This window comes from Bifidobacterium sp. ESL1118, assembly GCF_058505595.1.
In genome coordinates, this window is sequence record NZ_CP196371.1 from 1,352,864 (window position 1) to 1,378,519 (window position 25,656).

At 56.3% G+C, this 25,656-nt stretch carries 19 protein-coding genes and 1 pseudogene; 8 read left to right on the forward strand and 12 right to left on the reverse strand.

The genetic code is table 11. From position 1 onward, the window contains the following. Nucleotides 1–17 precede the first annotated feature (17 nt). From ACSYSS_RS05405 to ACSYSS_RS05415, 3 genes are all read right to left on the reverse strand, one after another. Nucleotides 18–686, reverse strand: coding sequence for a methionine ABC transporter permease (locus tag ACSYSS_RS05405; RefSeq protein WP_491704241.1), 669 nt, complete (start codon nucleotides 684–686; stop codon nucleotides 18–20). A gap of 74 nt (nucleotides 687–760) precedes the next feature. Then, the gene (locus tag ACSYSS_RS05410) at nucleotides 761–1,909 is read right to left on the reverse strand and encodes a methionine ABC transporter ATP-binding protein (protein ID WP_491703037.1); all 1,149 of its coding nucleotides are present in this window, start codon (nucleotides 1,907–1,909) and stop codon (nucleotides 761–763) included. A gap of 98 nt (nucleotides 1,910–2,007) precedes the next feature. Next, complete coding sequence (locus ACSYSS_RS05415) at nucleotides 2,008–2,997, reverse strand: MetQ/NlpA family ABC transporter substrate-binding protein (RefSeq protein ID WP_491704242.1); 990 nt, start codon at nucleotides 2,995–2,997, stop codon at nucleotides 2,008–2,010. 275 nt (nucleotides 2,998–3,272) lie between these two features. Here ACSYSS_RS05415 and ACSYSS_RS05420 point away from each other — a divergent pair, with 275 nt between their 5' ends. Beyond that, nucleotides 3,273–3,809: a peptidylprolyl isomerase gene (locus ACSYSS_RS05420; RefSeq protein WP_491703038.1), complete on the forward strand. Its 537-nt coding sequence runs from the start codon at nucleotides 3,273–3,275 to the stop codon at nucleotides 3,807–3,809. Between the two features lie 349 nt (nucleotides 3,810–4,158). Here ACSYSS_RS05420 and ACSYSS_RS05425 read toward each other — a convergent pair whose 3' ends face one another. The 3 genes from ACSYSS_RS05425 to ACSYSS_RS05435 all read right to left on the reverse strand — a co-directional run bounded on the left by ACSYSS_RS05425 (nucleotide 4,159) and on the right by ACSYSS_RS05435 (nucleotide 7,353). Then, entirely contained in the window at nucleotides 4,159–6,510 is a 2,352-nt protein-coding gene (locus ACSYSS_RS05425) for a RelA/SpoT family protein (protein WP_491703039.1), read from the reverse strand. 73 nt (nucleotides 6,511–6,583) lie between these two features. Further along, nucleotides 6,584–7,060, reverse strand: a complete 477-nt coding sequence (gene dut / locus ACSYSS_RS05430; protein ID WP_491703040.1) for a dUTP diphosphatase — start codon at nucleotides 7,058–7,060, stop codon at nucleotides 6,584–6,586. Next, nucleotides 7,060–7,353, reverse strand: coding sequence for a DUF4193 domain-containing protein (locus tag ACSYSS_RS05435; protein ID WP_491703041.1), 294 nt, complete (start codon nucleotides 7,351–7,353; stop codon nucleotides 7,060–7,062). Before ACSYSS_RS05435 ends, dut begins: the two co-directional genes overlap by 1 nt. A 163-nt stretch (nucleotides 7,354–7,516) precedes the next feature. Between ACSYSS_RS05435 and sepH the strand changes: the two genes are divergently transcribed. Next, a complete protein-coding gene (sepH, locus tag ACSYSS_RS05440; protein ID WP_491703042.1) occupies nucleotides 7,517–8,821 on the forward strand; it encodes a septation protein SepH in 1,305 nt (434 codons plus the stop codon). Between the two features lie 20 nt (nucleotides 8,822–8,841). On the opposite strand, the gene ACSYSS_RS05445 is transcribed toward sepH, so the two are convergent. Then, nucleotides 8,842–10,071, reverse strand: coding sequence for an alkaline phosphatase family protein (locus tag ACSYSS_RS05445; protein WP_491703043.1), 1,230 nt, complete (start codon nucleotides 10,069–10,071; stop codon nucleotides 8,842–8,844). A gap of 337 nt (nucleotides 10,072–10,408) precedes the next feature. Here ACSYSS_RS05445 and ACSYSS_RS05450 point away from each other — a divergent pair, with 337 nt between their 5' ends. Continuing rightward, entirely contained in the window at nucleotides 10,409–13,159 is a 2,751-nt protein-coding gene (locus ACSYSS_RS05450; protein ID WP_491703044.1) for a DNA gyrase/topoisomerase IV subunit A, read from the forward strand. A gap of 224 nt (nucleotides 13,160–13,383) precedes the next feature. On the opposite strand, the gene ACSYSS_RS05455 is transcribed toward ACSYSS_RS05450, so the two are convergent. Further along, on the reverse strand, nucleotides 13,384–14,004 hold the full coding sequence (locus tag ACSYSS_RS05455; RefSeq protein WP_491703045.1) for a CarD family transcriptional regulator: 621 nt from the start codon (nucleotides 14,002–14,004) through the stop codon (nucleotides 13,384–13,386). 144 nt (nucleotides 14,005–14,148) lie between these two features. Between ACSYSS_RS05455 and ACSYSS_RS05460 the strand changes: the two are divergent. The 4 genes and pseudogenes from ACSYSS_RS05460 to ACSYSS_RS05475 form a co-directional block, all read left to right on the forward strand. Further along, nucleotides 14,149–14,859, forward strand: a pseudogene (locus ACSYSS_RS05460) (response regulator transcription factor); the annotation flags it as partial. A 180-nt stretch (nucleotides 14,860–15,039) separates the two neighbouring features. Further along, the gene (locus tag ACSYSS_RS05465) at nucleotides 15,040–16,152 is read left to right on the forward strand and encodes a sensor histidine kinase (protein WP_491703046.1); all 1,113 of its coding nucleotides are present in this window, start codon (nucleotides 15,040–15,042) and stop codon (nucleotides 16,150–16,152) included. 413 nt (nucleotides 16,153–16,565) lie between these two features. Further along, nucleotides 16,566–17,267 carry a LexA family protein gene (locus tag ACSYSS_RS05470; protein ID WP_491703047.1) on the forward strand — a complete coding sequence of 234 codons (702 nt, stop codon included), beginning with the start codon at nucleotides 16,566–16,568 and terminating at the stop codon, nucleotides 17,265–17,267. Then, entirely contained in the window at nucleotides 17,264–18,592 is a 1,329-nt protein-coding gene (locus tag ACSYSS_RS05475) for a Y-family DNA polymerase (RefSeq protein ID WP_491703048.1), read from the forward strand. The genes ACSYSS_RS05470 and ACSYSS_RS05475 overlap by 4 nt, the downstream gene beginning before the upstream one ends. Before the next feature lie 72 nt (nucleotides 18,593–18,664). Here ACSYSS_RS05475 and ACSYSS_RS05480 read toward each other — a convergent pair whose 3' ends face one another. Further along, on the reverse strand, nucleotides 18,665–19,432 hold the full coding sequence (locus ACSYSS_RS05480; RefSeq protein ID WP_491703049.1) for a ComF family protein: 768 nt from the start codon (nucleotides 19,430–19,432) through the stop codon (nucleotides 18,665–18,667). A 79-nt stretch (nucleotides 19,433–19,511) separates the two neighbouring features. Beyond that, entirely contained in the window at nucleotides 19,512–20,324 is an 813-nt protein-coding gene (locus ACSYSS_RS05485; protein WP_491703050.1) for an HAD-IIB family hydrolase, read from the reverse strand. Between the two features lie 83 nt (nucleotides 20,325–20,407). Here ACSYSS_RS05485 and ACSYSS_RS05490 point away from each other — a divergent pair, with 83 nt between their 5' ends. Next, nucleotides 20,408–20,842 (forward strand): metallopeptidase family protein, encoded by a 435-nt coding sequence (locus tag ACSYSS_RS05490; RefSeq protein ID WP_491703051.1) that lies wholly within the window; start codon nucleotides 20,408–20,410, stop codon nucleotides 20,840–20,842. 17 nt (nucleotides 20,843–20,859) lie between these two features. Here the strand turns inward: ACSYSS_RS05490 and ACSYSS_RS05495 are convergent, their stop codons facing one another. Continuing rightward, nucleotides 20,860–22,413 (reverse strand): DUF5719 family protein, encoded by a 1,554-nt coding sequence (locus ACSYSS_RS05495; RefSeq protein ID WP_491703052.1) that lies wholly within the window; start codon nucleotides 22,411–22,413, stop codon nucleotides 20,860–20,862. Further along, nucleotides 22,410–25,541 carry a glycosyltransferase family 2 protein gene (locus ACSYSS_RS05500; RefSeq protein ID WP_491703053.1) on the reverse strand — a complete coding sequence of 1,044 codons (3,132 nt, stop codon included), beginning with the start codon at nucleotides 25,539–25,541 and terminating at the stop codon, nucleotides 22,410–22,412. Before ACSYSS_RS05500 ends, ACSYSS_RS05495 begins: the two co-directional genes overlap by 4 nt. Between the last annotated feature and the right edge of the window lie 115 nt (nucleotides 25,542–25,656).

Here is a 25,656-nt window from a genome sequence, read left to right on the forward strand (position 1 = left end):
AGCCTTTGCGAATTATTCTATTGCCGACGCCTAAGCACATGTTTGGCAAAACCGTTTGCTATAGCCTGCACAACCTGTACCAAGACAATCATAATGATCACAGCCATCCATGTGACCGCGGGATCGTACTTCTGATAACCGTACGATATGGCAAAATTACCCAATCCACCCCCGCCGATATACCCAGCCATGGCGGACATGTCAAGGATGGATATGAACAAAAACGCATACGCCAGAATGAGCGGCCCTAATGCCTCAGGAATGAGCACCGTGTGGATGATGGTCAACCGTGAGGCACCCATGGCGCGCGCTGCCTCTATGACCCCGGAATCCACGGTGACAAGATTCTGCTCCACCAGGCGGGAAGTGGCGAATGTGGCCATCATGGCCATCGGAAAGATTGCGGCTGAAGTGCCGATGGAAGTACCGACAACCTTGATTGTGAGCGGCTGCATGGCAGCAAGAAAGATGATGAATGGAATGGGTCGTACGATGTTGACTATAATGTCAAGCACCCTGTATACAACGGGGTTTTCGAACAAATTCCCCGGACGCGTGCCATACAGCACAACTCCGAGAATAAGCCCAAGAAATCCTCCGATGACCAAAGTGACGAGTACCATCTCAAGCGTTTGCCCCACCGATTGAATAAGCAAAGGCTTGATGACATCCCAGCTTTGATTCATGGCCACAACGCTTGCGCGCCCATACCCGACTGTCATATCAGGCACCGCATCAGCCAATAGTTGCGTATGATCAATCATTGTTTGTTCCCCAGACTCGAATTTGACGCAAAGTGCAAAGGCTCTGACACTGCACGGCCGTAGTCCATAGGATCTGCAGCTGTGCCAAAATCATAGACATCGCTGTGGGCGCTCAACGCCCGTAAGAACTCATCACCATTTGAATCACTGGCGATTTCATAGGTCATGGCACCAATCGCATATCCACCCACAGCATCAATCCCCCCATGCAGCAAGCTTGTAGACACACCATACCTGGCAATCAAATCAGAAATATCCTGCCCAGAAGCCGCCACTTGTCTACCGTCGACTCGTTGAACCGCCCTCTGACGGACCACGACGGTGACAATACGCCCCTTCCACTGGCGATGCAGGGCCTCCATTTGCCCGGCATCCGGCACACCTGATACGGCGGTTGCTATGAATCGTTTCGTGACTTCCTGCTCAGGAGCTGCGAAGACGTCATAAACATTGCCCTGCTCAACAACCCGACCTGCACTCATGACGGCAACGCGGCTGGCTATCTGCTGGACGACACTCATCTGATGAGTGATGGCCACTACAGTGATGCCCAACTGATTGTTCGCCTGTTTGAGTAAGTCCAAAACCTCTGCAGTGGTTTCCGGATCAAGGGCACTTGTAGCCTCGTCCGCCAACAGAATCTTCGGATTCGTGGCGAGTGCACGGGCAATGCCAACTCGCTGTTTCTGCCCGCCCGAAAGCTGAGAAGGATAGCGATCGGCGTAATCGGAAAGGCCGACAAAACGAAGCAATTGTTCGACCCGACGCCGCTGATAGTCCTCACGCCAGTGGTCCAGCCGCAGCGGGTAGGCGATGTTTCCAGCCACCGTTGTGTTGGAAAACAGGTTGAACTGCTGGAAGATCATGCCAATTTTCTGACGCAACGGGCGCAATCTCGACTCTTTCATACCGTTCAGCTCTTGACCCAACACCGTTACCGATCCTGTGGTCGGACGCTCCAAGGCATTGATCATGCGCACGAGGGTGGATTTGCCTGCGCCCGAATAACCGATGATGCCGAATATCTCACCCTGATCAATCTGGAGCGATACGTCGTCAACGGCACGCACTGTCTTCCGGGAGGATTTCCCATTCCCGTCGTATTCCTTGACCACATGGTCAAATACTATTGCCTGATTCACCATGGAAGGCCCCGCCTTTCTCAACTCATCTCGTCTCAGTGCATATGCACGTTGCACTCCGGCTGGTGAGCCATTGTTATATTGCTCACCATTGGTTCCAGTCACTGCCCAGCGGCTCTCGCCTCCGCCTCAATGTCGCGCAGATAACCTTGCAACTGGCCAGCTGTGTAGTTGGCATCCAAGACCGCTGTGCCTTTTGAGCGTTTCACGATTCCATCCATAACGGTCTTTCGATGGAAGATGTCCACCAGTTTCAAATAGGTGGGGTTGTGTATATCCGCTGCCCGGACCACAAAGACGTTGATATACGGCCGCGACTGTTTTGCACTTGAGGAGTCGGTGGCAAGGGCGTCTGTGGGTTTGAGGTTCGCATCGGCAACGAAATCGTTGTTGATTACGCCGGCGTAGACCTTTGGGTCATTGAGAAAACTGGGAACCTGAGCCCCTTTGACCGGCATGACACTGACTTTCGAGGCAGCCGTGTCAATATCGGCCGGCGTGCTAAACGGAGTCCAGGGATGCTTGAGAACAATAAGATGCGACGCTGTAAGCACGCTCAAGGCCCTGGCCTGATTGCTTTCGTCATCAGGGATGGGAACTTGCGACCCCTGTGGAACATCGGCAAGCTTTTTGACCTTTGTGGAATACATGCCCAACGGATAGGTTGCGGTGGCTCCGATGGGTTGAAGGTTCTTATGGTTTTTGACATTATAATCAGCCAGATACAGAAGATGCTGGTATTCATTCATGTCGAGATTACCGGAATCAACGGCAGGGTTGTTCGATGTGTAATCCTGAAAATCGACCAAGTCGATATAGATGCCTTCTTTTTGTGCCTCCTGCTTGAAGAGGACAAACTCCGGGCTAGTGACTCCAACCACACCAATCTTCACCGGATTGGATTTCGAACCTTTCGCGGCTTTTCCTTGAAGAGCTCCAACAAGCCGGGGACCTGCAACGATGCATAACACCACGAGCACCACCAAAAGCGACGAGACGAGAACGTTGCGCTTGGTGTGGTAGACCCTCACCGGTTCTTCAAACCTCAGGGAGTGCGAATAATCCTCGTGATCGTCATCCGATTCCGCCATGACCCCTCCCAACGCCTTCGAGCACTTTTCATAACTCATGCCTCACCACTGATTGACAACACATTTTTATTGAACGCCTGATTCACCATACAGACCCTTAATCCAACGGTTGTAGCTGTCACAGTACAAACAAACATCACCCGACACAGCAGGGCAAGAAGAAATGGCTATCGGAATTCGTTATAACACGTGCATCAACGGCCCGACAGAGGCCGAGACAATTTCGCTGTGTAAACAACGCACCAACCGTCGTATGAATATGAGATACTGAACCTATGACTACAGCTATCATGCATACATCCGAGGGTGACATAACCCTGAACCTCTTTGACGACAAAGCTCCTCAAACGGTGAAGAACTTCATAGACCTGGCCACCGGTCAGCAGGAATGGACCGACCCCGCCACCGGCGAGAAGAGCAACAAGCCGTTCTACGATGGACTCACCTTCCACCGTATCATCAAGGACTTCATGATCCAAGGCGGTTGCCCGCTGGGCACCGGCACCGGCGGCCCTGGTTACGAATTCGACGACGAGATCGACCCGACCCTGAAGTTTGACCAGTCCTACAAGCTCGCCATGGCCAACGCCGGCTCCCGCCCTGGGCGCGACGGCAAGATGCACGGGACCAATGGCTCACAGTTCTTCATAACCACCGTACCTACCCCTTGGCTTGACGGTCATCACACGATCTTCGGTGAGGTGGCTGACGACGAATCCAAGAAGGTCGTCGACAAGCTCGAGGCGCTACCCACCGACCGCAGCGACCGACCCTTGGAGCCCGCCGTCATCGTTTCGGTCGAGGTCAAGTAACAAGTAAAAGGATAATAGATTCCCAACCATTCTCGGTATGCATGGCCATTGATTGGCAATGTTCACCGGGAATTTTTATATTGCGAGCAAAGATAAAGTCCAATGGCACTATCTGCCGCACGATAGCATTATTGCGGTGGATAGTGCCGCTTTATGTCACTATTTACCGCAATAAAACGGATCCACCACAGAACATGCCACAAAACGGCACAATCTACCACACAATGGTATAGCGCCGACAAATAGTGACATAAAGCGGCACAGTCTACCGCACAACAACAGCGTGACAACAAATAATGACACGTCGGATAAAGTTTGAGCAGCACAAACCGTCAACCTCACGAAAAAGCTACTTCGCCTTGCTGCGCATCTTACGCATGCGCGGCTCGGCGGAGTCCTTGGCGCCGGTGATGCGGTAGACGTCGAATACACCATCGACCTTGCGCACCGTGGAAAGCAGCGTGGCCATGTGCTGGGGATCGGCCATCTCGAAGGAGAACTGACTGATGGCCACACGGTCGGACCCTGTGGAAACGCTGGCGCTGATGATGTTGACGCCACTGTCCGAAAGCGCCTGGGTAATGTCAGTGAGCAGGTGCGGCCGATCAAGGGCCTCAACCTGGATCTTGACCATAAACAGCCCCTTGGCGCTTGTCCAGCTGACATCGATGATGCGCTCGGCGTGGTGCTTCTTCAAATCAAGTAGATTCTGGCAGTCGGCACGATGGACTGAAACGCCTTCGTTACGGGTGATGAAGCCCACGATCTTGTCTCCGGGAACCGGCGTGCAGCAACCCGCCAGCTTGACCCAAACATCGCCCACGCCCTTGACCGCGACACCGAGCGACCCACTCTTCTTGGAAGTACGCCTGCCCTCAGAGGGAAGTTGCAGTTCGGCCTGCTCGACATTGTCTTCGACCTCTTCGCTACCGGCATCGTGAACCAGATGCGTGATGGCGTTTTGAGTGGAGACCTGCCCCTCGCCGATGGCGGCGAAAACGGCATCGGCGTTGTCGTAGTTGAGCTCGTCCGCCAGCCCGACCAACGCCTCAGGAGTAAGCAACGTGCTGACCGGCAGATTGCGCTTGCGCATCGCACGAGTAAGCTCATCACGCCCCTCATCGATGGCCTCGCTGCGGCGTTCCTTGCTGAACCACTGACGAATCTTATTACGCGCCTTTGGACTCTTGACAAAGCTCAGCCAGTCGCGGGAAGGACCCGCCGTTCCCGATTTGGACGTGAGAATCTCAACCGTGTCACCGCTTTCCAGCACGGTGTCGAGCGGCACCAGTCTGCCATTGACACGGGCCCCCATGGTGCGGTGCCCTACTTCGGTATGAACGGCATATGCAAAATCAACCGGCGTGGCCTTCGCTGGCAACGACACGATCTTGCCCTTCGGAGTGAAGACATAGACTTCCGCACTACCAAGGTCTTCCTTGAGCGAGCCCAGGAATTCATCGGAATCGGGCGTCTCGCTGGTCCAATCGGCCAGCTGCTGAATCCATTTGAGATTGTCGGCATCATTGATGTCCTGGGAGTCGGCCCCCTCTGCCTCGCGCTTGCGATCCTCCTTATCCGGAGCACTGAGTTTTCGGCCGCTTTGGCCGTTTTCCTTGTATTTCCAATGGGCGGCAATGCCGAATTCGCTCCTCCGGTGCATGTCCCAGGTGCGGATCTGTATCTCCACAGGCTTGCCGCCAGGCCCCACCACCGTGGTGTGAAGGCTCTGGTACATGTTCATCTTGGGCGTGGCAATATAATCCTTGAAACGCCCCGGCACCGGGCTCCAACGGGCATGCACGGCACCGAGGGCCGCATAGCAGTCCTGAATGGTGTCGACGATGATACGCACGCCCACAAGGTCGTAGATGTTGGCAAAATCGTGGCCGCGCACGATCATCTTCTGGTAGATCGAAAAGTAATCCTTCGGCCTGCCGGTGACGGTGGCCTTGACATGCTGCTTCTTGAGGTCGGCTTTGATCTCCTCCAGAATCTGCTTCAGATACACGTCGCGCTGGCCGGCCCTACGGCTGACAAGCACCACGATTTCATTGTAGATCTTCGGATAGAGCACCTTGAAGCTCAACTCTTCAAGCTCGGTCTTGATGGCGTTGATGCCAAGTCGATTCGCCAACGGTGCGTAGACGTCGAGCGTCTCACGGGCCTTGCGCTGTGCATTGGAAGGCTTGACATAACGCCAGGTGCGGGCATTGTGCACACGGTCGGCAAGCTTGACGACAAGCACGCGCACATCGCGGCTCATGGCCACCACCATCTTGCGTATGGTCTCGGCCTGTGCGGAATCACCGTATTCCATATTCGTCAGCTTGGTGACACCATCCACCAAGCCGGCCACCGTGTCTCCGAACTCCTCACGGCATTGGTCAAGCGTGTAGTCCGTGTCTTCCACCGTATCGTGAAGCAAACCTGCCGCCACAACGGCGGGGCCCATGCCCAAATCCGCTAAGATCTGTGCCACGGCAAGAGGATGGATGATGTAGGGTTCGCCGGAACGACGGCGCTGAGCACGATGCTGCCATACAGCGCGGCGATAGGCCCGTTCCAATATATCCAAGTCGGCATCGGGATGATGTTGACGGCACAAGACGACAATCGGTTGCAAGGGGTCAAGAGGATCGGGGCTAATCTCGCAACCAAGCATCCTGGCAGAACTGCTTTCGTTTTCTTGATCAGCCATACTCTACTCCCCTCTTTTACTTACTATACGGACTCATCATAGCGACAAAAACGACACTCCGATGACGGGCATTTCAATTGGACGCAAGCCCAGTAGAACCGAACCCTCGCTCAGAGCGATCGGAACCGGGCAATTTCTGTGCCGGCACAAATCGCGCCTCGACATACCGTTGGATAATCAGCTGCGCAATGCGGTCCCCTGGATGAAAAACGGCAGTATGCTCAGAATCGAGATTGATAAGCGGCACCTTGATCTCACCGCGATACCCCGCATCGATGGTACCGGGCGCATTGAGCACGGTCACCCCCTGTTTGACGGCAAGTCCCGAGCGCGGATGCACCAAGCCGACATAACCGGCAGGAAGCGCAATGGAAACACCAGTAGGAACCAAGGCCCGCTCGAAAGGCTTCAACGTGACCATTTGGGTGGTGCAAAGATCGGCACCCGCATCTCCGGCATGAGCGTAGCGCAAAGACACGGGCACCTCGCCGACCGCTTTCAGCAGCACCTCAACCTGTTCAGGTTCGTTGTAGGCCTCGTCAAACGCCATCAGGCGGCACACTCCTTGCAGACCGGCTGGCCGGCCTCATCGGTGTAGGCCAGCTGGCTGCGATGCTTCACCAGGAAGCACTGCGAACAGATGAACTCGTCACCCTGCATGGGAATGACCGTGACCGACGAATCCTCGTTGCTCAAATCAGCACCCGGCAACTCATAATCCTCGGCAATGGCGTTCTCATCGTCGTCAATGTCGGAATTGGCGTTTTGCGAACTTTTGCCAAGTTCCTGCAAGGATTCCTCATCCTCGTCCTTATTACGTGGTGAATCATAATCCTGAGCCATGGTTCGCTCCTTTCGTCAACTTACGTGAAATATCCATATAGAATAAATCACTTTTACGCGCTACAGAATACACGATTTATGGGGAAGGTAAAATACGACACGTGGGGCATTATAGGACTAGCATAAAAATAGATGTTCGAAGCATAAGGGAAAGTGGTGACGGATGCCGGCCAAATCAGGTGCGCAAGCGAGGTTCGATCATGTTGACGACAATGGTGACCTCGTGTTTCATTCCGGTGTTTCGGTATTTCATGTTCAGGTCAATGAACAACTCGAACTGGCCATATTGGAGGCCAAGCAGGTGCGGCAGGAAAACGCCGAGACGGCACCAACGCATGAATCGCAAACCCTTCCAATCTCAAGCATTCAAGCCCTCATACGAGCCGGCGAAGAACCAGACAAGGTGGCCGAGCAATATGGTTTGAGTGCAGCTCTGGTGCGTAGATTCACCTCCTCGGTGCAAACCGAAAAACAGGATGCCATAGAACAATTCCTTGCCGTGAACGCGCCCAAGGGTAGCCACATGCACACAGTCGGAGATCTGATCAACCTGACGTTGACAGCCGCAAAAATCAATCCCCGGTCGGTCAGGTGGAACGCGACACGCCAGGGAAGAAAACCTTGGAGAGTTTGCGCACAGTTTAAAACACCACACAACCGTGTGAACGCAGTTTGGACTTGGAGCATGCAGGACAATGGGGTGGAATGCCTGAACGCCGCTGCAAAGGCGTTGCTTGGTGAAACCGTTGAGGCCCCTCGTACGATCGCCGCCAAGCAACAGACCACGGGTGACGCCTCCGGCCGTGCCACTGCCCGTCAGCACAATGTTTACGACCCACTACCCCCCTATCAGCAATCCAATCAGAGTGGTGAATCACCAAGGCAAAAGCCAGCAGCACTGCCTGCTCAAACAGCACCATCCCAGGCTGCGCAGATGGGTCGGCTTGAATCGGCGGAGGCAATGGATAGCTCTGAGCCTGGCAATCCTCAACAACCGGACTCCTACGTTCCATCCCAGCGATTTGAGCAAGCCTCAGCACAAGCAGAAACCGCATACGCGCCAATTCAACAAGATGCCGCTGATGCCGTCGACAACGCGGCACAAAGACGATATGCAGTTGGTGCATCGAGCAACGGAACCGTACCAGGCAATTCAACACAGCCGAATGGAGCGCAGGGCGACTTTTGGCCGCCGGAAAGCATCAACGACAATACGGTGATCAGAACTCCAAAGAGCCAAAGCTCGGCAGAATTGACAAATCAGGAACCCACAACGGCCAGCCAGGATCCCGATAGTGCGCAGACACAAGTATTCTCACCTTTGCAACAGAACGGTCAACATGACCGGAATGGACAACATGGACTGAAACCGGGAAGTACCCGAAACGGGAAGGCCCAACCGAACGGCAAACGTAAATCCGGACGAAGCGCCATGCCCAGCTGGGACGAAATTATCTTCGGAGACTGAGACGATTGGCTTCGATCCACTCAATCGATCAGATCAATGAGGCAGGGGATGTCGGCTTCCATATGCGTCAAGCTGCCATGGACACCAAGCAGGCTCATTGCACCTTCGTTCTGCGTGCGCGAGTCCACAATGGTGTTCTCACCAGTGGCATGCACGATCACGTCGCCAAGCACCGGCAGAACGCGCTCATCCACAGGACCATACATGTCAAGAGAGACAGCCTGGGACTTGGTGCGCACCACTGCCTTCCCCTCCAATGCATCGGCCCAACGGCTCGCCACATCCTGCGGATCGACTCCATCCTCGACGTAGAGCATTGGGGCCCTAGGTTCACCGCCCACCAAGGCCACGCCTCGCGTCAACTCCGGCCGATCGGCGATGTCGAACCGCTTTGCAGGATCGGCGCGCACCATACCATGGTCGGCGACGACCACAATCAACGTGCCTTTGGGCACACTGCGGGCCAGCAGCCCAAGTTGGGCGTCTACATTCTCCAAGGCGGCCACCCAGGCTTCCTCTCCCCACCCCTCGTGGTGGCCTATCTTATCGACATCGCGCAGATAGAAGTACGTAAGACCCGGCTCACGGGCTGATTTGACGACGTTCATCAGACGGGCATGCGGGGTGGCACCGCTGACATAGACGCTCCCGCGTAGTGCCGCACGGGTGAGGGCGGAATCGGCAAACTGCCGCAACCCCACGCTGGTGGCACGCACACCTAAATCCGTAAGCTTTTCAAAAACAGTGGGCTCTCGCTGTAGGTCTACGGGATCGCGAGCACCTTGGAAACTGATGAGTTGCGCAATCTCGCCGGTGATCGGATTCCTCTGGGTGAAGCCGGTCATGGATGTGAGCCCCGGCGCCGTGCCGGTGCCGAAGACACCCATGGCTGCGGGAGTGGTGCTCGGCACGCTCGTGGCGAGCGGACGCTGGTTCTCACTGCGGTTCATAAGCGAGCGCAGATATGGCGTGTGTCCGATGCGCATGTTGAGATTCCAGTAGCCCAAGCCGTCGACGAGTACCACCACGGCGGAGCTGACCTTCGGAAGGCCGATTGCCTTGCGGCAAGCCTCGGGGTCGGCGTGGACACGCGTCTTGACGGGACAGCCGATGGCAGCGCTCAATGCCGGAAGCAAAGCGGAAAGGTGAAGCGCCCCACCACGCTGACCATCAGAGGGTACATCGTCACCGAAACCCGCTAACGGAGCATGTTCAAGCAATTGCGTCATACCAGGAATCTCCACACTCATAGCACCATTAAACCACCGCCGCATACCCAAACACCACTGTCCGAAATGCACCCGATTCCAGCCAATAACCGATAAGCGTGTACAATCCAGACGAAATATGACTTATTTACGACCGAAACGTACCCGCTTTCATCAAACAAGGAACCAATTGCGTACAATTCGGACATACCACGCGGCGCCACGTCCAAGACGCGCCCGAATGTCCGGAATGCACCCACTCCGGGACGATAGGTTGGTGAGTGGGTACAAAACGGCATAGGACGAGCCAATCGGTCCTCACGATGACGAGGTTCTTGGCTAATATAGAGCCATTGTCACGATTTAGGGAGTCTTATCTATGGCATCACGCCGAAAAACAACCAAACCGGGGTATGACCCACGCACGGTAAAGGAAAACATCGTCGAAACACCGTTGGACAAGGAGATGAGCACATCGTTCCTTGAATACGCCTACTCCGTGATCTACGCTCGTGCACTGCCCGATGCCAGGGACGGCCTCAAGCCCGTGCAGAGACGCATCATCTACCAGATGGGTCAGATGAACCTCACACCCGACAAGGCCTACATGAAGTCCGCACGCGCCGTAGGCGAGGTGATGGGCAAGCTACACCCGCACGGCGACTCCTCCATCTACGAGGCCATGGTGCGCCTGGCCCAGCCATTCGCCATGAGGCTCCCGCTGGTGGACGGCCACGGCAACTTCGGCTCGTTGGACGACGGGCCGGCGGCCTCGCGATACACCGAGGCAAGGCTTGCTCCCGCAGCCCTTGGCATGAACGCGAATATCGACGAGGACACCGTTGACTTCTCCCCCAACTACGACAACAAACTCAAGGAACCCGACGTACTGCCCGCGGCCATTCCGAACCTCCTGGTGAATGGCGCCTCGGGCATCGCGGTGGGCATGGCCACCAATATGGCCACCCACAACCTCGGCGAAGTGGTGAACGCCGCCAAATACCTGATGAAACACCCTGATGCCAGTTTGGATGACCTCATGCGCTTCGTACCTGGGCCGGACTGGCCGGGCGGCGGCATCATCATCGGGCGCGAGGGCATCCGCCAGGCCTACGAGACCGGACGAGGAACGCTGACCACCCGCTCCGCCACGCACGTGGAGAATGTGACAGCCCGCAAGAAAGCCATTGTCGTGACTGAACTGCCGTTTATGGTGGGGCCGGAAAAAGTGCTGGAACGTATTTCAACCGGTGCAAAAAACCACAAAATCGAAGGCGTTTCAGGCGCCATCGACCTGACGGATCGGCACAACGGCACACGTATCGTCATCGAGCTCAAGACCGGCTTCGACCCGGCCTCCGTGCTCGCCCAGCTCTTCGCCAACACACCGCTGGAAGACAACTTCGCTATGAACAACGTGGCGCTCGTACACGGCAGACCACACACCATGGGTTTGAAGGAGATGCTCGAAGTGTGGGTCGAGCATCGACGCGTGGTGGTGCGCCGTCGTAGCGAATACCGCCTGAGGAAGGCGCAGGAACGGCTGCACTTGGTGGAAGGCATGCTGCTGGCCATGGTCGACATCGATGAGGTGATCCAGGTGATCCGCTCGTCCGAAGACGCAGATGCCGCCAAGCACAAGCTCATGGTGGTCTTCGACCTCGACGAGATCCAGGCACAGTACATCCTCGACCTCCGGCTTCGCAGACTCACCAAGATGAGTCGCATTGAGCTGGAAGGCGAACGAGACGATCTGCGCAAGCGAATCGACGAACTGAACGAGATTCTGGCATCACCCGAACGCCTCGACAAGGTGATTGTGGGCGAGATGGACGAAGCCGTGACCCAATGGGGCGACCCAAGGCGCACTGTGCTGCTCGACCGAGATGAGGACGGAACACTCAAGCCTGTGACAGCAGAAGGCGGCACTGCCGACAACGAGGAAGCCACGTCAGGCGTGAGCTCATCCGCACTCAAGGCAATTCACACGGCCAATGTGGTCTCCTCCGCCGCAGCGACTGTGGCCGCAGCCAATGCCGCACGCAAGGCCGGTAAGGAAGACGCGGCAACTGAGGCGTTACAGCTGGATGACGCCCCCTGCGCCGTGGCGCTAAGCACCTCCGGGCTGGTGGCAAGGCTCCCGGAAGCGGCCGTTGATCTGTGGAACAGCAGGATGGCATCCGACAAACGCAAACCGAACGATCAGATTGTCTCGATCTTTGCCACATCCATGAGAGCGAAGTACGGGCTGATCACCTCACAGGGACGACTGGTATTGGCCCATGTGGCTGATCTGCCCGCCCTCGAGGTCACAGAAAGTCCAGACGTCACCGGAGGCGTAGCGGCTTCGGAGTTGCTCAACGGCACGCAGAGCACAGACCCGCTCATCGGTGAAACCGTGGTGGCTGCCATCGCCATGGCCGAAGGCAGGAACACTACCGACGAAAACGGTAACACTGCGAACGGCAATAGTGAGAACAACACCGCCGCCACAGCTACCACACCACTGGCCATCGGCACCGCGCAAGGCACGGTGAAGCGCTGGAACCGAGAGAGCCCGAGCACCATGGACTCCTGGCAGGTCATCGACTTGAAAGAGGGCGACAGCGTGGTTGGGGCCGCCCCCGCAGCAGACGGAGACCGCATCGTCTTCATCTCTTCCGATTCCTCGTTGCTCACCTTCGATGCGGCTGGTGTACGGCCTCAGGGGCGCATGTCTGCGGGTGTCAAGGGCATCAGATTGGCTGCAGGCTGTCACGTAGCCGCCTTTGGCGTGGTAAGCGCAGGGAAGGTGGCATGGGACTACGAAGAAGGCGAAAACGGGCTGTATTCGGCCTCTGGAGCCGTGGTGCTCACCATAGCCGGCGACTCTGCGGCGTTGCCAGGCACCGAGACGGGGGCCGCAAAGGTGACACCGTTGGAGATGTACCCCACCAAGGGGCGTGGCACCGGCGGCGTGCGCAGCCAACGCTTCCTTAAGGGCCAGGACACACTTACGTTGGCCTGCGTAGGCACATATCCCTTGCATGCCAGCACTTCTGCCGGCTCGCCTGTGGAGCTGCCCAAGCCCGACGTGCGTAGAGATGCCTCGGGAGTAGAACTGAGTGCACCTATCGAATACGTGGCGTAAGACAGTTGAATTCACAAGGTCACCTGTCGGTATATTAAATGCCACGCTTTAAGCTACGCCTCAGGCAATGGCAATTCATTCCATTGCCTGACAGTAATTGACAGCATGCCATACTGCTCACACGATAAATAACAGAAAATGACACTATCAATCAGAATCCACAACAATTCCAATCGCTAGTGCCAGCTCATGATGCCAGGCGCACCTACATGAGATCCGAACGCTTACTTCTTCTTGGTCGTCTTTTCCTTTTCCTTCGCCTTGGCCCGCTCGGCCGCCACACGAGCCAACGTCTTGCTGGCCGGCTCCTTAGGGAACTTGGTGTGATGGTTCTCGTCGCCAGGCTCTGCAGGGGCGAACCCGAGGTTCACGTCGAGTAGACGCTGGGCCTCGTCCTCATCGATCTTCTCCGAAAGGGCGATTTCGGAGGTGAGGATGCCGCGAGAACGGGTCAGCATCCGCTTCTCGCCCGCAGACAGACCATGCTCATCGACATTGCGCTGGGAAAGATCACGAACCACCTTGGCAATCTTGTTGACGTCCCCTGTGGAAATCTTCTCGACGTTGAGCTTATAGCGACGCGACCAATTCATCTTCTCCTCGTCCACGACCGGCGTGCGCAGGATCTCAAAGACCTTGGCCACCTGCTTGCCGTCGACGATGCTGCGAATACCGACCTTCTTGACGTTGTCCATCGGGACTTCGATGTTGAGGCCGTCCGAGGAAAGCACAGACAACTGCAGATACTGGCGAGTCACTCCCTTTATAGTGTGCTCCGTAAAAGCCGTTACCTTTGCAGCGCCGTGACGTGGATACACGACCACATCACCAATCTGATACTCCATGCACCCTCCGTAGAGCTTCTATACAAACCATATGAGTATGCCATAAGGCAACGACTTGGCAAGGCAAGGAAGTGGTGGGTCTATCCTAGAAAGCAAAGCCAACGGTCATGCTAGTGAGATTGGTTTTGGAAAGGCAGAACATCCATGCAGAACGGCTCGGACCAACATGCAAATCCTGTGACCATCCTCGTCGTCGAAGACGAACCTGATCTGGCCACCGCCATAGCACAACGGATCGCCGCAAAAGGATGGAAGGCCCGTGTGGCCTCGGACGGTGCAAGTGCGGTCCGTGCTGCGCGATCCATCAAGCCGGATCTCGTAATCATGGACATTATGCTGCCGGTGATGGATGGCATCACTGCCACCAGGCGAATCATCGAGGAACGGCCAGTGCCGGTGCTAATGCTCACCGCCCGCGATAGTGAGGCGGATAAGATCAACGGCCTCAACGCAGGAGCCGATGACTATATGACCAAACCCTTCTCTCCTCGCGAGCTGATAGCACGCTGCGAAGCCTTGCTACGCAGAGTGAGACGGGCCAGCATCATCGCGCAGAACAATGCCCATGAGCAAGTGCTGGACTTCGGGTCTCTCGTCATCAACCCGAGTGAAAGAACGGTGATGCTCAACGGAAAACCAGTGCACCTGACCCCCACGGAATTTGATTTACTGGTCACATTGGCGCGTAAGCCACGCATCGTCTTCAAACGCAATGAGTTGCTTAAAATTATCTGGAATTGGTATGACTCATCCAACACGCGCACCGTGGACTCCCACGTGAAGGCGCTCCGCCACAAAATCGGCACCGACCGTATCCGCACCGCACACGGTGTGGGTTATGCGTTCATTCCGCCCGAGGGCAGCGAGGAAAACACGACTTGGACTCTCAACGACATCGATTACGAAAATATCGGGACATCGCAAAATGCTGCAGCAGGCGGTTTGGATGATTCAGGCACTGGCACGGCAACGCCAAGGATGATTCCCAGTTATGACACTCCCGGGTTCTAGGTGCGGCCTATGCACAAACCCGACATGCACGATATACGAACCATCAAGGAAGGTTCCGAAAAGCTTCTGGAGAACAGCCGACCTGTGCGGCTGTTCTCTTCCCTGAAGGTTGAGCTGAGCGCCATCATCGTCTCGTCCACGGGCATCGCGTTCGTCATGGCCTGGTTTCTACTCAAGGTGGGGCTCAGCGGGTGGATCGCCATGCCGGTGACCATGATTGTGGCACTGGGCATCACATACGTTTTTTCCCGAGGTCTCATCGCACCGCTGAAGCAGATGAGGGATGCCGCAGAATCAATGGCAAACGGCGATTACGACGTTCGCGTCAAGGCCGACGACAGACGCACCGACGAAGTGGGGCAGCTGGCGCGCTCGTTCAATGTGATGGCAGGGGAACTCCAGCACGCGGATAAGATGCGCCGTGACATGGTGGCCAACGTCAGCCACGAGCTGCGCACTCCGGTTTCGGCCCTCCAGGCCATGCTGGAGAATCTCGCAGACGGTGTGGTGGAACCCACGCCGGCGAATATGGAGCGGATCCTCGAACAAACACACCGACTCTCAGACCTCATCGCCTTTCTACTCGACCTCTCACGCATGGAGGCAGGAGCCGCGAGTCTTAGCATCGAACAGTTCAACTTCGCCGATTTTTTGGACGAAACACTGGAACCGCTCGAAATAGCAGATGCCGGGCACAACCACAATGTTCAGATCCACGCCTCCAAATCAATCACGCTTGAGGGAGACCGTGACCGGCTGAGCCAACTGTTTACCAACGTTCTCTCCAATGCCTTCAAACATTCCGCCGACCACACCAACATCCTCGTCCAGGCGCACGAAGACCGCATCCACAGCACGGTGGTGACCAACGTCATCAATTTCGGCACGCAGATACCCAAATCTGAGCGCGCCAATATTTTTCGTCGCTTTGTCAAAGGTAACAACGGCGAGGGAGGAGTCGGCACCGAATCCGGAGGCACCGGCATCGGGCTCTCCATAGCCCGATGGGCCGCAGGGTTGCACGGAGGCACTGTGCGGGTGGTGGATGACAGCCGCGGTGCTGATTTTGAGATTGTATTGCCCAAACGCCACAGCGATGCCAAGGGCGAGCACACCAGCGGTACGGCGGCACTCTGAATCCGCACAATATGGCATTGTTTAGCGCATATTGATGAATTTGCGGCGGATAATGCCATTCAACGGCACTATTTACCGTACCGCATCAAAACACTTACAAACAGTGACGTTTTATGGCACTATTTGCCGGCGTATCAGCCTGGTGCGGTAAATAATGACGTTCTATGGCACTATCTGCCGGACTTCCATGCTTTGTCATCAGATTCTGACATTTCATGGCACTATTTGCCGCGATAAGGTTGAACGATGACAATCTATGCCACAATGTGACAGCCTTTACCACAAACAATCACAGCAGCTACAGATAATGCCGCTGCATGGCATATCCAGCAACTAGTGCACGGACAGCATGTGTCCAGCGGCAGAGCCATACTGGTTATTCGAACATTTGTTCGAATATTTTGGAGGTGAACATGCGTAATACCCCAGTTTCGCAGACGGCCCATGGCACCGCCGTTAGGCACCGGTCCGGGTTGACATCCACCCATATCGGGCGCCGCACGGACCCGTCATGCCTCGTCTCGTCAGTTTATCGATCCACGCTCTGCCCAACCCCCGTACCCATTGCACTGGAATCAGTGCACGCAGGCTTCCCATCGGTTGCCCAAGACTACTTCGCCGGGGATTTCAGTTTTGACGAGCATGTCATCCAACACCCTGACACCACGTTCATCGTCACCGTGGCTGGCGACTCCATGCAAGGTGCCGGAATCTGGGATGGCGACCTGCTGGTGGTGGACCGTTCGCTTGAGCCATGCGACGGCGACGTGGTAGTCGCCATTCTCGACGACGAGCTGACGGTCAAACGCCTGGTGATGCACGGGACCAGGCCCGTGCTTCATGCGGAGAATCCGCGCTATCCGGACTTTAGCTCCAGCGACGCGGGACAGCTGGAAATCTGGGGAGTCGTGGTGGGCAACTTCCACATGCAACGTGGACGGCATACCAAAAGCACCCTCCGCCGCCAATCCACGGCAAGTTACGCACCCAGCACACCAAGTGATTCAATTAAGCCACACCAATCAGATTGGTCCGCGCAGCATCCCACAACGATATCCTCAAAACAAGCTCATATAACCACCAAGACAAACCGAAAAGGCACTGTGCATCCATGACCAAGTCCAATCCTGAATGCCGATATGTGTTGGCGGACGCCAATTCATTCTTCGCCTCCTGCGAACGTGTTTTCGATCCGCACTTGGCGCACAAGCCTGTCATCGTGCTCTCCAACAACGACGGCTGTGTGGTGGCCAGAAGCGCGGAGGCAAAACGACTTGGCATCAAGGAGGGCACGCCATGGTATCAGATTCGTGAGGCGGCAGAACAGAGCGGCGTGGTGGCACGCAGCTCCAACTATGAGCTTTACGCCAGCCTTTCGGCACGCATGATGTCCGTGATGCGTCGTTTTATGCCCGGCCAAGAGGTGTATTCCATCGACGAATGCTTCCTCAACCCCACAACCACAACCGAGCAAGCATTAGCCGATGCTGCATCCATGCGCGAAGCCGTGCTGAAGGGGGTGGGCATACCGGTGAGCGTGGGCATCGCACCCACGAAAACACTGGCCAAAGTAGCGAACCACTGGGCCAAAGACCATCCCTCATCGCATGGCGTGACGCTGTGGAGCGCCATTGAAGCGCAGTATGGCGACGCCGCACTGGCGAGCATACCGGTGGAAAAGGTGTGGGGCGTAGGCCGCAGAATGACGCGGAAACTGCAGGCCATGGGCATTGTCACTGCGCTCGACCTCAAAAACAGTGACCATGTCGAGATACGTCACCAGTTCTCCATTATCTTGGAGCGCATCGTGCTGGAATTGAACGGCGTGCCCTGTATGGGGGCGGAAAGCGACGCAAGCGACGGCGCGCGCAAAAACGAGATTCTATGCTCGAGAATGTTCTCCAAGCCAATTCAGGGGTTCGACGACATGCGCCAAGCACTCAGCGTATACGCTCAGAAGGCATGCAGACGCCTCCGGCGGCAGAACAGCCTGTGCACATACGTCTCGGCGTTCTGTGCCAGCAGTCCATTCAACGGACACCAGGACTACGTGTCCTTGCACGGCACTACAGCTCTTAGCGACCCCAGCGACGACCCTCTGACGATCAGCAAGGCGGCGTGCGAGGCTCTCGAACACCGATTCGATCCACACGCAAGCTATATCCGCGCAGGAGTCATGCTGTTGGGGCTAAGCGATGCCAGCAAGTACACCACACTGAACGGTCTGCAACCGAAACAAGACACACACGCACTGGGTTCCGTACTCGACGAGGCCAACAGAAAGTTCGGTTCGTTCCGAGTGGGCATCGGCTACGGTGGAATACGCGGGAAAGGCAGACAAGGAGACGACACCGGAGCACAGTGGAGCATGAGACGCAACATGCTCTCCCCGCGCTGCACCACACGTTGGGACGAGATGGCCACAGTCCACGCTCACTGACTCACAACGCTGGCAGTGAGTCAACGACATAGGCAAGCCGGCAAGGACAGACTCGCGTGACAGTAGATGCGCCTATCGGCCTGCCGCACTGCCGGCGAGTGCCAGACACGCCACCACATGCGCTCCACCCAGTTCCAGCACCCTGGCACACTGGCGCATGGTGGCACCGGTAGTGACGATATCGTCCACCACAATGACATCACGCCCAGCACACGGTTTCTTCGGTACCAACGACACATGGCCTTCAATCCTGCGGGAACGACCGGCGGCACCTTGCGTCTCCACGGACTTGCCCTGCACATGGTGCACACGCAGACTGCACGAAACCTGCGCATCAACGCCTTCGGCACACAACAGCGAAGCCATGCGCCGAGCAACCGGCAGCATATGATTGCGCCCGCGCCGACGCATCGAGCGAGACGATGAGGGGGCTGGCACAATCAGCAATGGAAGTTCCAAATCAGTCGGATCATGTTCGGGAGCAACTGCCGGCAAGGAGCCAGTGTTGTGCCTGAGCATTACGGTAGCACCGATCTCAGGCATCACCTTCAAGGCAAGATGAGCCAGAAAATCACCGAAACAGTCATCACATTCCTCATCCCCATGGTCCTTCCACCCCAAGATTGCGGTGCGGGCCTTGCCCTCATACCGGGCACACCAGAAACACCACCACTTGCCGCCGGTATCCAACACCGTTGTGTGCAATTCTTCGAATAGACGCGAACACGATGGGCAGATCACCTCGTCAGGCATATCACAACCGGCACAACCTCTGGGAGCCAAAACATCGACCAGATCTCGTATGAATTGCCCCAATACCGCGAATGCTGCATTGTCCATGCCTCAACACGATATCGAAAGCCATCACACATTCCAAGCCACACACGTCATTGTGGCAAAACGCCCGACCCGCCGGTGTTCAACTCCTCTCCAAAGCCTCGATGATGCGGATGCAGACCCTGAGCGTGTCCTCTGGACCGGCCACACGCACCGGGCGCGTGCCGATGACGGCCGCCGCATAATCATTGCCATCCGGATCCATGCGGTCGCCCACAAACACCACCTGCCCCACCTCAATGCCGAGCATGGTGCACAGATGACGCACGGCATAGGCCTTATCGACACCCTTCGCTGAAACATCCACGCTCGTGGAGCCGCCAGAGCGCACCACCAGACCCGGTAGGTCAGCCGCCACCACTGCGGCGAGGCGGTTCTTTTTGGCATTGTCCGGATCCCAGCGTTCCTTGGCCTCAACAGGCGCGCTCTGGCCTAAAGCCGAAAAGGTAATCTGGCTGCCTCGATCCTCGATGCGATCGCCCCAAACATGAGGCTCCCACAACCCCAACTCTTTGGCGTGGCGTTCAAACGAGCGCACCGCAGCGGCACGATCGGACGCATCCAGATCCATTTTGTAGACACAACGCCAGGCACCGTTCCGCCATCGGTAATATCTTGTGCCACTTGTGGGCATGACATGCACATGGCTGCAATCTGCGGAATCTCCCAGCACATCAAGCACCTGACTGCGCACCAATTCAAACCTTCCACCTGTGACGATGGCTATATCGATAAGCTCGCTCAAGTGTGTGAGCAAAGCTGCCATATCGGCATGCATCGGCTTCTTCGAGCGTGCAAGCGTGTTGTCAAGGTCAAAGGCCACCACCTTCACGCCATGCATGAATTCGGTCATGTCGCCTTCCTGCCACAATTCGATCCGTGCGTCCCCTGCCATTCATAACCCCGTGTTTCGTAAAGCATCCCGACGGATAAATCATAATCCATAGGTTGCCCGTGCCCCGACCTACAGTTGGGTGCATGTTGCAACCTCCTTGGCAAAATCATGTGTACCGCAATGCGCATGGACGCGGAATACGCACGCCCCAGTTCGGCATCCGCTTACCGCGTTACCGCACTCATGCAGGTTTTTTCGACGACATCACGGCCACGCAGATCAAACGTCTGTCCCTAGCATGGCCCGAGCTTGTGAACCCTGTGCAGTTTGCCGTTGAAGATGTCCCTCCCTCCGACCCAGTAATCTGGGAAGGCCGAAGCGCCATGACATCGCGTACATTCTCACCAAGCCATGCCATGCCGGCTCGCATTGTGCTGTACCGCATGCCGCTGGAAATGCGCCATCCCGATCGCAAAGAACTCCAATGGGCGGTCCATGACGAGTTGGTGCTGCGCATCGCGCAGCTCTATGGCAAACACCCCTCAGACATTGACCCTGAATGGGAAGAAGACGATTAACGTCTCATCGTATGTCTTCAATGCGCAATCAGCCGATTGCGCTGAGAAAAGATGCCGATATTCGACGGTTCCAATGCATTGGGGCTGACATAGGCCACCGCTGCGATATTGGCGTCGGAGACGTCTTTCTGCCCAAGCCGCATGCCCCAAACCACATCGTCATTCGCCTCAAGACGGAATGACACCGATGACGAACCGACATCCTGGGCGGATACTGACTGCGACCCATGGGCGTCTATATTGATCGTTTTGGAGCCAGAAGACTTACCCGTGGCATCATATCCAAACACGGTGACCGCTTGAGCTCTGCCGGCGGCATTGGCAAACACAAGTGTTCCCAACGTGCCATTGGGCATAGTGAGAGCGGACTGCCCCGAACCCTTTGAGGCAGGAATGAACGCAAAATCATTACCGGCACTACCAGAATTCTTCACCTGCGCCTGCACCCAAATCGGCGCATCGGCACGAACCTTGAGACCCATGACCTGGTCCGGAGCGGTGCCCAGATCAGCCACACCGACCATTCCCGACTGAAGCTGCACATCCTTCGCCAGCTCATCACCGTGCTGGGACACCCATGAAACCTCGGCATGAGCGCCCTTGCCTGAATACATAGATATACTGGCATCGTCTCCTTCCAACACACCAGCCATCATCTGCGTTTTATCTGGACCCTGCAAGGGAAGGGCATAGTCGGAACCTTCGGACGACAATCCATTGAGCACGACGCTTCGCACAAACGCTGCAACGGGGGTCTCTTTACTGCTGACCTTCACAAACAGCCCGCCTTGGCCTTGTGCCCCAGCCGACAAGTCGACATTCGCCTCACGATGAGCCTCCACATTGACTGTGCTGCCGGTGCTCAAGCTCACAGGATGGCCTGACTGCGTGCCCCATACCTGAATATGCAGCGAAGTTGACTTATCTGTTGGATTCGCCACAACAAGCTGATGCGTTGTTCCCGAATTCGTGGCAGGCAACAGGAAATTGTGCTCAAGCTCGGGAGTGATGCAGGAAGCCGAAGAGAGCCCCTTGAGGTCGCCGGATGTGGCCCACGACGCGATGGCTCCTGCAGAGCCGTTGCCTTCTTTGGAATCCAGCAGTTTTGAAATCAACAGACTTGATGTCTTGGCCGACGTATTCGAAAGGGTCTTGGCCGAAGACCCTTCATAGGAATCACTGCTGTTGAGAGTCTTGACCCCATCCACGGAAACATCCTCACCGCCCAACGGCTCCACCTGAGACTGGTAGATGGATCCGAACGAAGCATATGCGGCCGAAGACATGATGTTGCCTTCCGAAACCTGAAACTCGGCATCCCCATATTTTCCCGAATCAGCCAACGCCATTTGCGAAGGGCAATACATCAACAACTGCGATTGGCGAACCTCATAGCGGCTCTTGGAAGCTCCATGAGCCTGATCCGAGGGAACCATCCCTGCAGGAAACAGCGACAGGACTGCCACAATCGTCACAGCGGCCAGCGACGTAATCAGCGCCAGCGATACACGCAGATGACGATGCGGCCCAGAAACACGCCCCTTTTCTTTCCTCGACTCCGACTCGCTCATGCTTCCTCCCCGTCATGGCGACCGACTCTCGGTAAGGCCACCAAGCAATACAAGAACAATGCCGCGGCAAAACTCCAGCCCCAGGCATATCGCCAAGGTGTTCTCTCCGCCCTTACTCGTCCCTCTGACGAGATGCCACGATGCGTCATGGCGACATCAGTGAGCTGAAAGTACGTGCCGCCATCCGCCTTCACGAGACTTTGCACTCCCTCGCTTGCATTGACATTGCCGATCAATGTCTGAGAGGCGGCCTTAATCGAGGAACTCGTGTCGTTGACTACGTAGATACCCCCGAAACCAAGGTTTGCTATAGCAGAGATGGCGTCATCATCAGATCTCGTCAACAACCCGGCGCAGGCCTTCGCCAGTACGGCATCCGTGTCGTTGTGCAAACCCATCAATTGCTGTGTCCTCCAACCCGGCGACACATCCATCAAGTCTCCCCTTCTTGTACGCATGACCGTATAATCGACTGAATTACCCGATTGCGCCCTCAACGCCAGAATCCTATGGTCTCTGTCTTGTTGCAGGTAGTCCACTGCGACCATGGGCAAGCCACCGGCCGTGGCCCGGACCTCGTTGGCATGCGTATAGACCCCGGCACCAGCCCACAACGCAGCCGCCGCAAGCGACACGACGACAAGCACCGACCTTGCGGCCTTGGCGGCAACACGGTGACTAGGGCTCTTAGGCTCCATGGATTGGGCGTTTTGATTGGACAGTTGAATCTCCACACCTGCCTCGAGTGAAACGCGACGCTGCGCCGCGCCTCCTGCCATGATGCAGATGCAGCCCATCCATGCCATCATGGCCAGCGCAACACCGGGCAATGCCGACCCAGCAGCCAATCCGGCAGATGCCGGAGCAACAGCCACTCGCACAGCAACCAAAGCAAGGGTGACGCCACAAATGGCCACAATCCACATCATCCTTGAGGCACGCAATGCAAACGGCAGAGCCAGACATACGATGGCAAAGACCATGATCACCAACGCAAGAAGAGTCATGACCGCAATCTGCGGATGATTGGACCACAAATGAGGCAAAACCACCGCCTGGTCTTCCAGACCAAAAGCATGCAACAGCACTTCGACGAAATTGAGCGAACGAGGCTCAACGGATGGAGAAGAACCACCGACAACAACGTCGGCAAACAACTGCCTCCACAGCCCCAAGTGCGCGTAGTGGGCGGCGTGGACCAACGTGGGAGCCACAGCCAACGCGGCAGGAATAGGGATGAGCAACAACATGGCCCGATGAGAGCGCACCGTGCATATGAAGACGGCGAACACTATGACGAACGGTAGCAACAGCTGGGGTTCGGCGCAAACCACAGGAATAAAGCACAACGCCGCGCACGCCGCCATCTGCGTCGAAGGACGAGCGTGGACGGGACTTTCGGTACGGTACATGCCCACTGCACGGAAGACGAATGCAAAAGCGGCCGGCATGAACATCATCACCACCAACATAGGCAGATTGGCCGTACTATACAACCCCATGGCACCAGACAGCGCAGCCCAAAGCAGCCCTAAAGCCACACGCACGGAGTTCGAGCGTGTGAAAATACCTGCGAACAACCAGAATGCGAGCGCCGCAACCGGAGCCGAGATGAAGTATATCAATGACAGGGCAGCAGTGGTATGGCCCAATGTCAGCACTGAAGCCATAAGCCATGTCAAAAGCCAGGGCGCGGGAGGCGAGGACGCTCCAACGCCGACCCCATACGCCCACGGCGTGGTGGCTGCGTTGAACAAATCGGAAAACCGGGCGGCACTAGGAACAAGGGACGAGGAATAAACAGAGGCACCAGAGAGTGCAGACTTGAATACATCCCACTGCATAATGACGACGGCAACGAACGCGACCATGGCCATCAGGCACGCACCGCTGCGCCTGACTATGGCGCGACGGCGCAAATGCATCCTGTCAAGCACACTCAATAGCACAACATGCTGCTGATGCTCGAACATATTACGACGGGTGCTCCACTGTCTCATTTGATGTCGATCGGCTCGCAGAGCCGGAAGCCCGGAGAGAGGCACGACCTTGGCTTTGCTCACCGCACCGCGGACCCGAACGCAACGAGGCAACACCGAAACAAGGTACCAGGGAGAGCACAGCACGCACCATGCCATGTATGGACGTTTGGAGAACAGTTCCCTTCCGGCAAGAACAACCGACAAGACAAGATGAAGAATCCACATCAGAGGCCACAATGCACGGCTTACGTCCGTGTACGCATACCTCACCTGGGATTTGACACGGTCCATGGATGTGTCCAGTGGGGCATCTTCATCCACGGGTTCACCCGTTTTGGAGCGCACTCCCTCGAATCGGGCACGCCGATGCGCAATCCGAGCCCGGGGAACCACAATGACGCGACCGCCTGAAAGACACACTCTGCGCGAAAAATCCCCGGCCTCGCCCATCGACCCGAACCATGGGTTGATTCCGTCCATCTGCTCCAGCGTCGAGAGAGGAACCAAAGCCCCCGCCAACGAGACGGCGAACACATCATTGCGCACATCGTACTGCTCTTGGTCGCTCTCACCATCGACCACGAGGCTCTGCAGGCCTTGCCTTCCCTCGTAATAGCCAACATTGTGCAGATTATCGCCGGACCAATCCAATTGCTTGGCCCCCAGCAGCGAAGCCGTGGGCGTATTGCGCTTGGCTTCAATCAGCGATGCAAGGCAGCTGTTGTCAGCGGGTCTGGAGTCATCGTGCAGCAGCCACAGATTTTGGATATTCTGGCTAAGACGGGCATATTGCAAGGCTTTGTTCACTGCATCCGCAAAGGACTTTGCACCAGCGGCCCGAACGATCTGCACATCAATATATGACGCTGGCTGGCGTTCGCCCAACGGAGAGCTGCTGACTTGAACACTGAACTGAGAATATACGGGGTGGTTGGTGGTTCCAGTGCAATCGGCCACCACTATGGCGCTTGGAAGCACATCCTGATCGAGCAGGGAACGCATGGTAAATGGGAAAAACCTATCATCATCCTCCACGGCGATGATGGCAGCCACTTCGGCATCGACCGCTTCACGAGCACGCCGGGATCGACTCTGTATCAGATCGAATACAACTTGCCTGATGTCGGGCTTCAAGGTGGAACTCATGCTTCCAGTGTACGCTGAGCCCCTACGCCGGCATACTCACCTGGCTCAATTCAATGCATGAAGGGTTCTTTCCAGTCTGACAACCCGCAGCAGAGCGAATGGAAATCCTCGCCAA

What these genes read in the sequence shown, in the direction of transcription:
- ACSYSS_RS05405 (WP_491704241.1), bottom strand. Translation starts at nt 686, where the DNA reads ATGAATCAAAGCTGGGATGTCATCAAGCCTTTGCTTATTCAATCGGTG.
- ACSYSS_RS05410 (WP_491703037.1), bottom strand. Translation starts at nt 1,909, where the DNA reads ATGGTGAATCAGGCAATAGTATTTGACCATGTGGTCAAGGAATACGAC.
- ACSYSS_RS05415 (WP_491704242.1), bottom strand. Translation starts at nt 2,997, where the DNA reads ATGGCGGAATCGGATGACGATCACGAGGATTATTCGCACTCCCTGAGG.
- ACSYSS_RS05420 (WP_491703038.1), top strand. Translation starts at nt 3,273, where the DNA reads ATGACTACAGCTATCATGCATACATCCGAGGGTGACATAACCCTGAAC.
- ACSYSS_RS05425 (WP_491703039.1), bottom strand. Translation starts at nt 6,510, where the DNA reads ATGGCTGATCAAGAAAACGAAAGCAGTTCTGCCAGGATGCTTGGTTGC.
- dut (WP_491703040.1), bottom strand. Translation starts at nt 7,060, where the DNA reads ATGGCGTTTGACGAGGCCTACAACGAACCTGAACAGGTTGAGGTGCTG.
- ACSYSS_RS05435 (WP_491703041.1), bottom strand. Translation starts at nt 7,353, where the DNA reads ATGGCTCAGGATTATGATTCACCACGTAATAAGGACGAGGATGAGGAA.
- sepH (WP_491703042.1), top strand. Translation starts at nt 7,517, where the DNA reads ATGCCGGCCAAATCAGGTGCGCAAGCGAGGTTCGATCATGTTGACGAC.
- ACSYSS_RS05445 (WP_491703043.1), bottom strand. Translation starts at nt 10,071, where the DNA reads ATGAGTGTGGAGATTCCTGGTATGACGCAATTGCTTGAACATGCTCCG.
- ACSYSS_RS05450 (WP_491703044.1), top strand. Translation starts at nt 10,409, where the DNA reads ATGGCATCACGCCGAAAAACAACCAAACCGGGGTATGACCCACGCACG.
- ACSYSS_RS05455 (WP_491703045.1), bottom strand. Translation starts at nt 14,004, where the DNA reads ATGGAGTATCAGATTGGTGATGTGGTCGTGTATCCACGTCACGGCGCT.
- ACSYSS_RS05465 (WP_491703046.1), top strand. Translation starts at nt 15,040, where the DNA reads ATGCACGATATACGAACCATCAAGGAAGGTTCCGAAAAGCTTCTGGAG.
- ACSYSS_RS05470 (WP_491703047.1), top strand. Translation starts at nt 16,566, where the DNA reads ATGCGTAATACCCCAGTTTCGCAGACGGCCCATGGCACCGCCGTTAGG.
- ACSYSS_RS05475 (WP_491703048.1), top strand. Translation starts at nt 17,264, where the DNA reads ATGACCAAGTCCAATCCTGAATGCCGATATGTGTTGGCGGACGCCAAT.
- ACSYSS_RS05480 (WP_491703049.1), bottom strand. Translation starts at nt 19,432, where the DNA reads ATGGACAATGCAGCATTCGCGGTATTGGGGCAATTCATACGAGATCTG.
- ACSYSS_RS05485 (WP_491703050.1), bottom strand. Translation starts at nt 20,324, where the DNA reads ATGGCAGGGGACGCACGGATCGAATTGTGGCAGGAAGGCGACATGACC.
- ACSYSS_RS05490 (WP_491703051.1), top strand. Translation starts at nt 20,408, where the DNA reads ATGTTGCAACCTCCTTGGCAAAATCATGTGTACCGCAATGCGCATGGA.
- ACSYSS_RS05495 (WP_491703052.1), bottom strand. Translation starts at nt 22,413, where the DNA reads ATGAGCGAGTCGGAGTCGAGGAAAGAAAAGGGGCGTGTTTCTGGGCCG.
- ACSYSS_RS05500 (WP_491703053.1), bottom strand. Translation starts at nt 25,541, where the DNA reads ATGAGTTCCACCTTGAAGCCCGACATCAGGCAAGTTGTATTCGATCTG.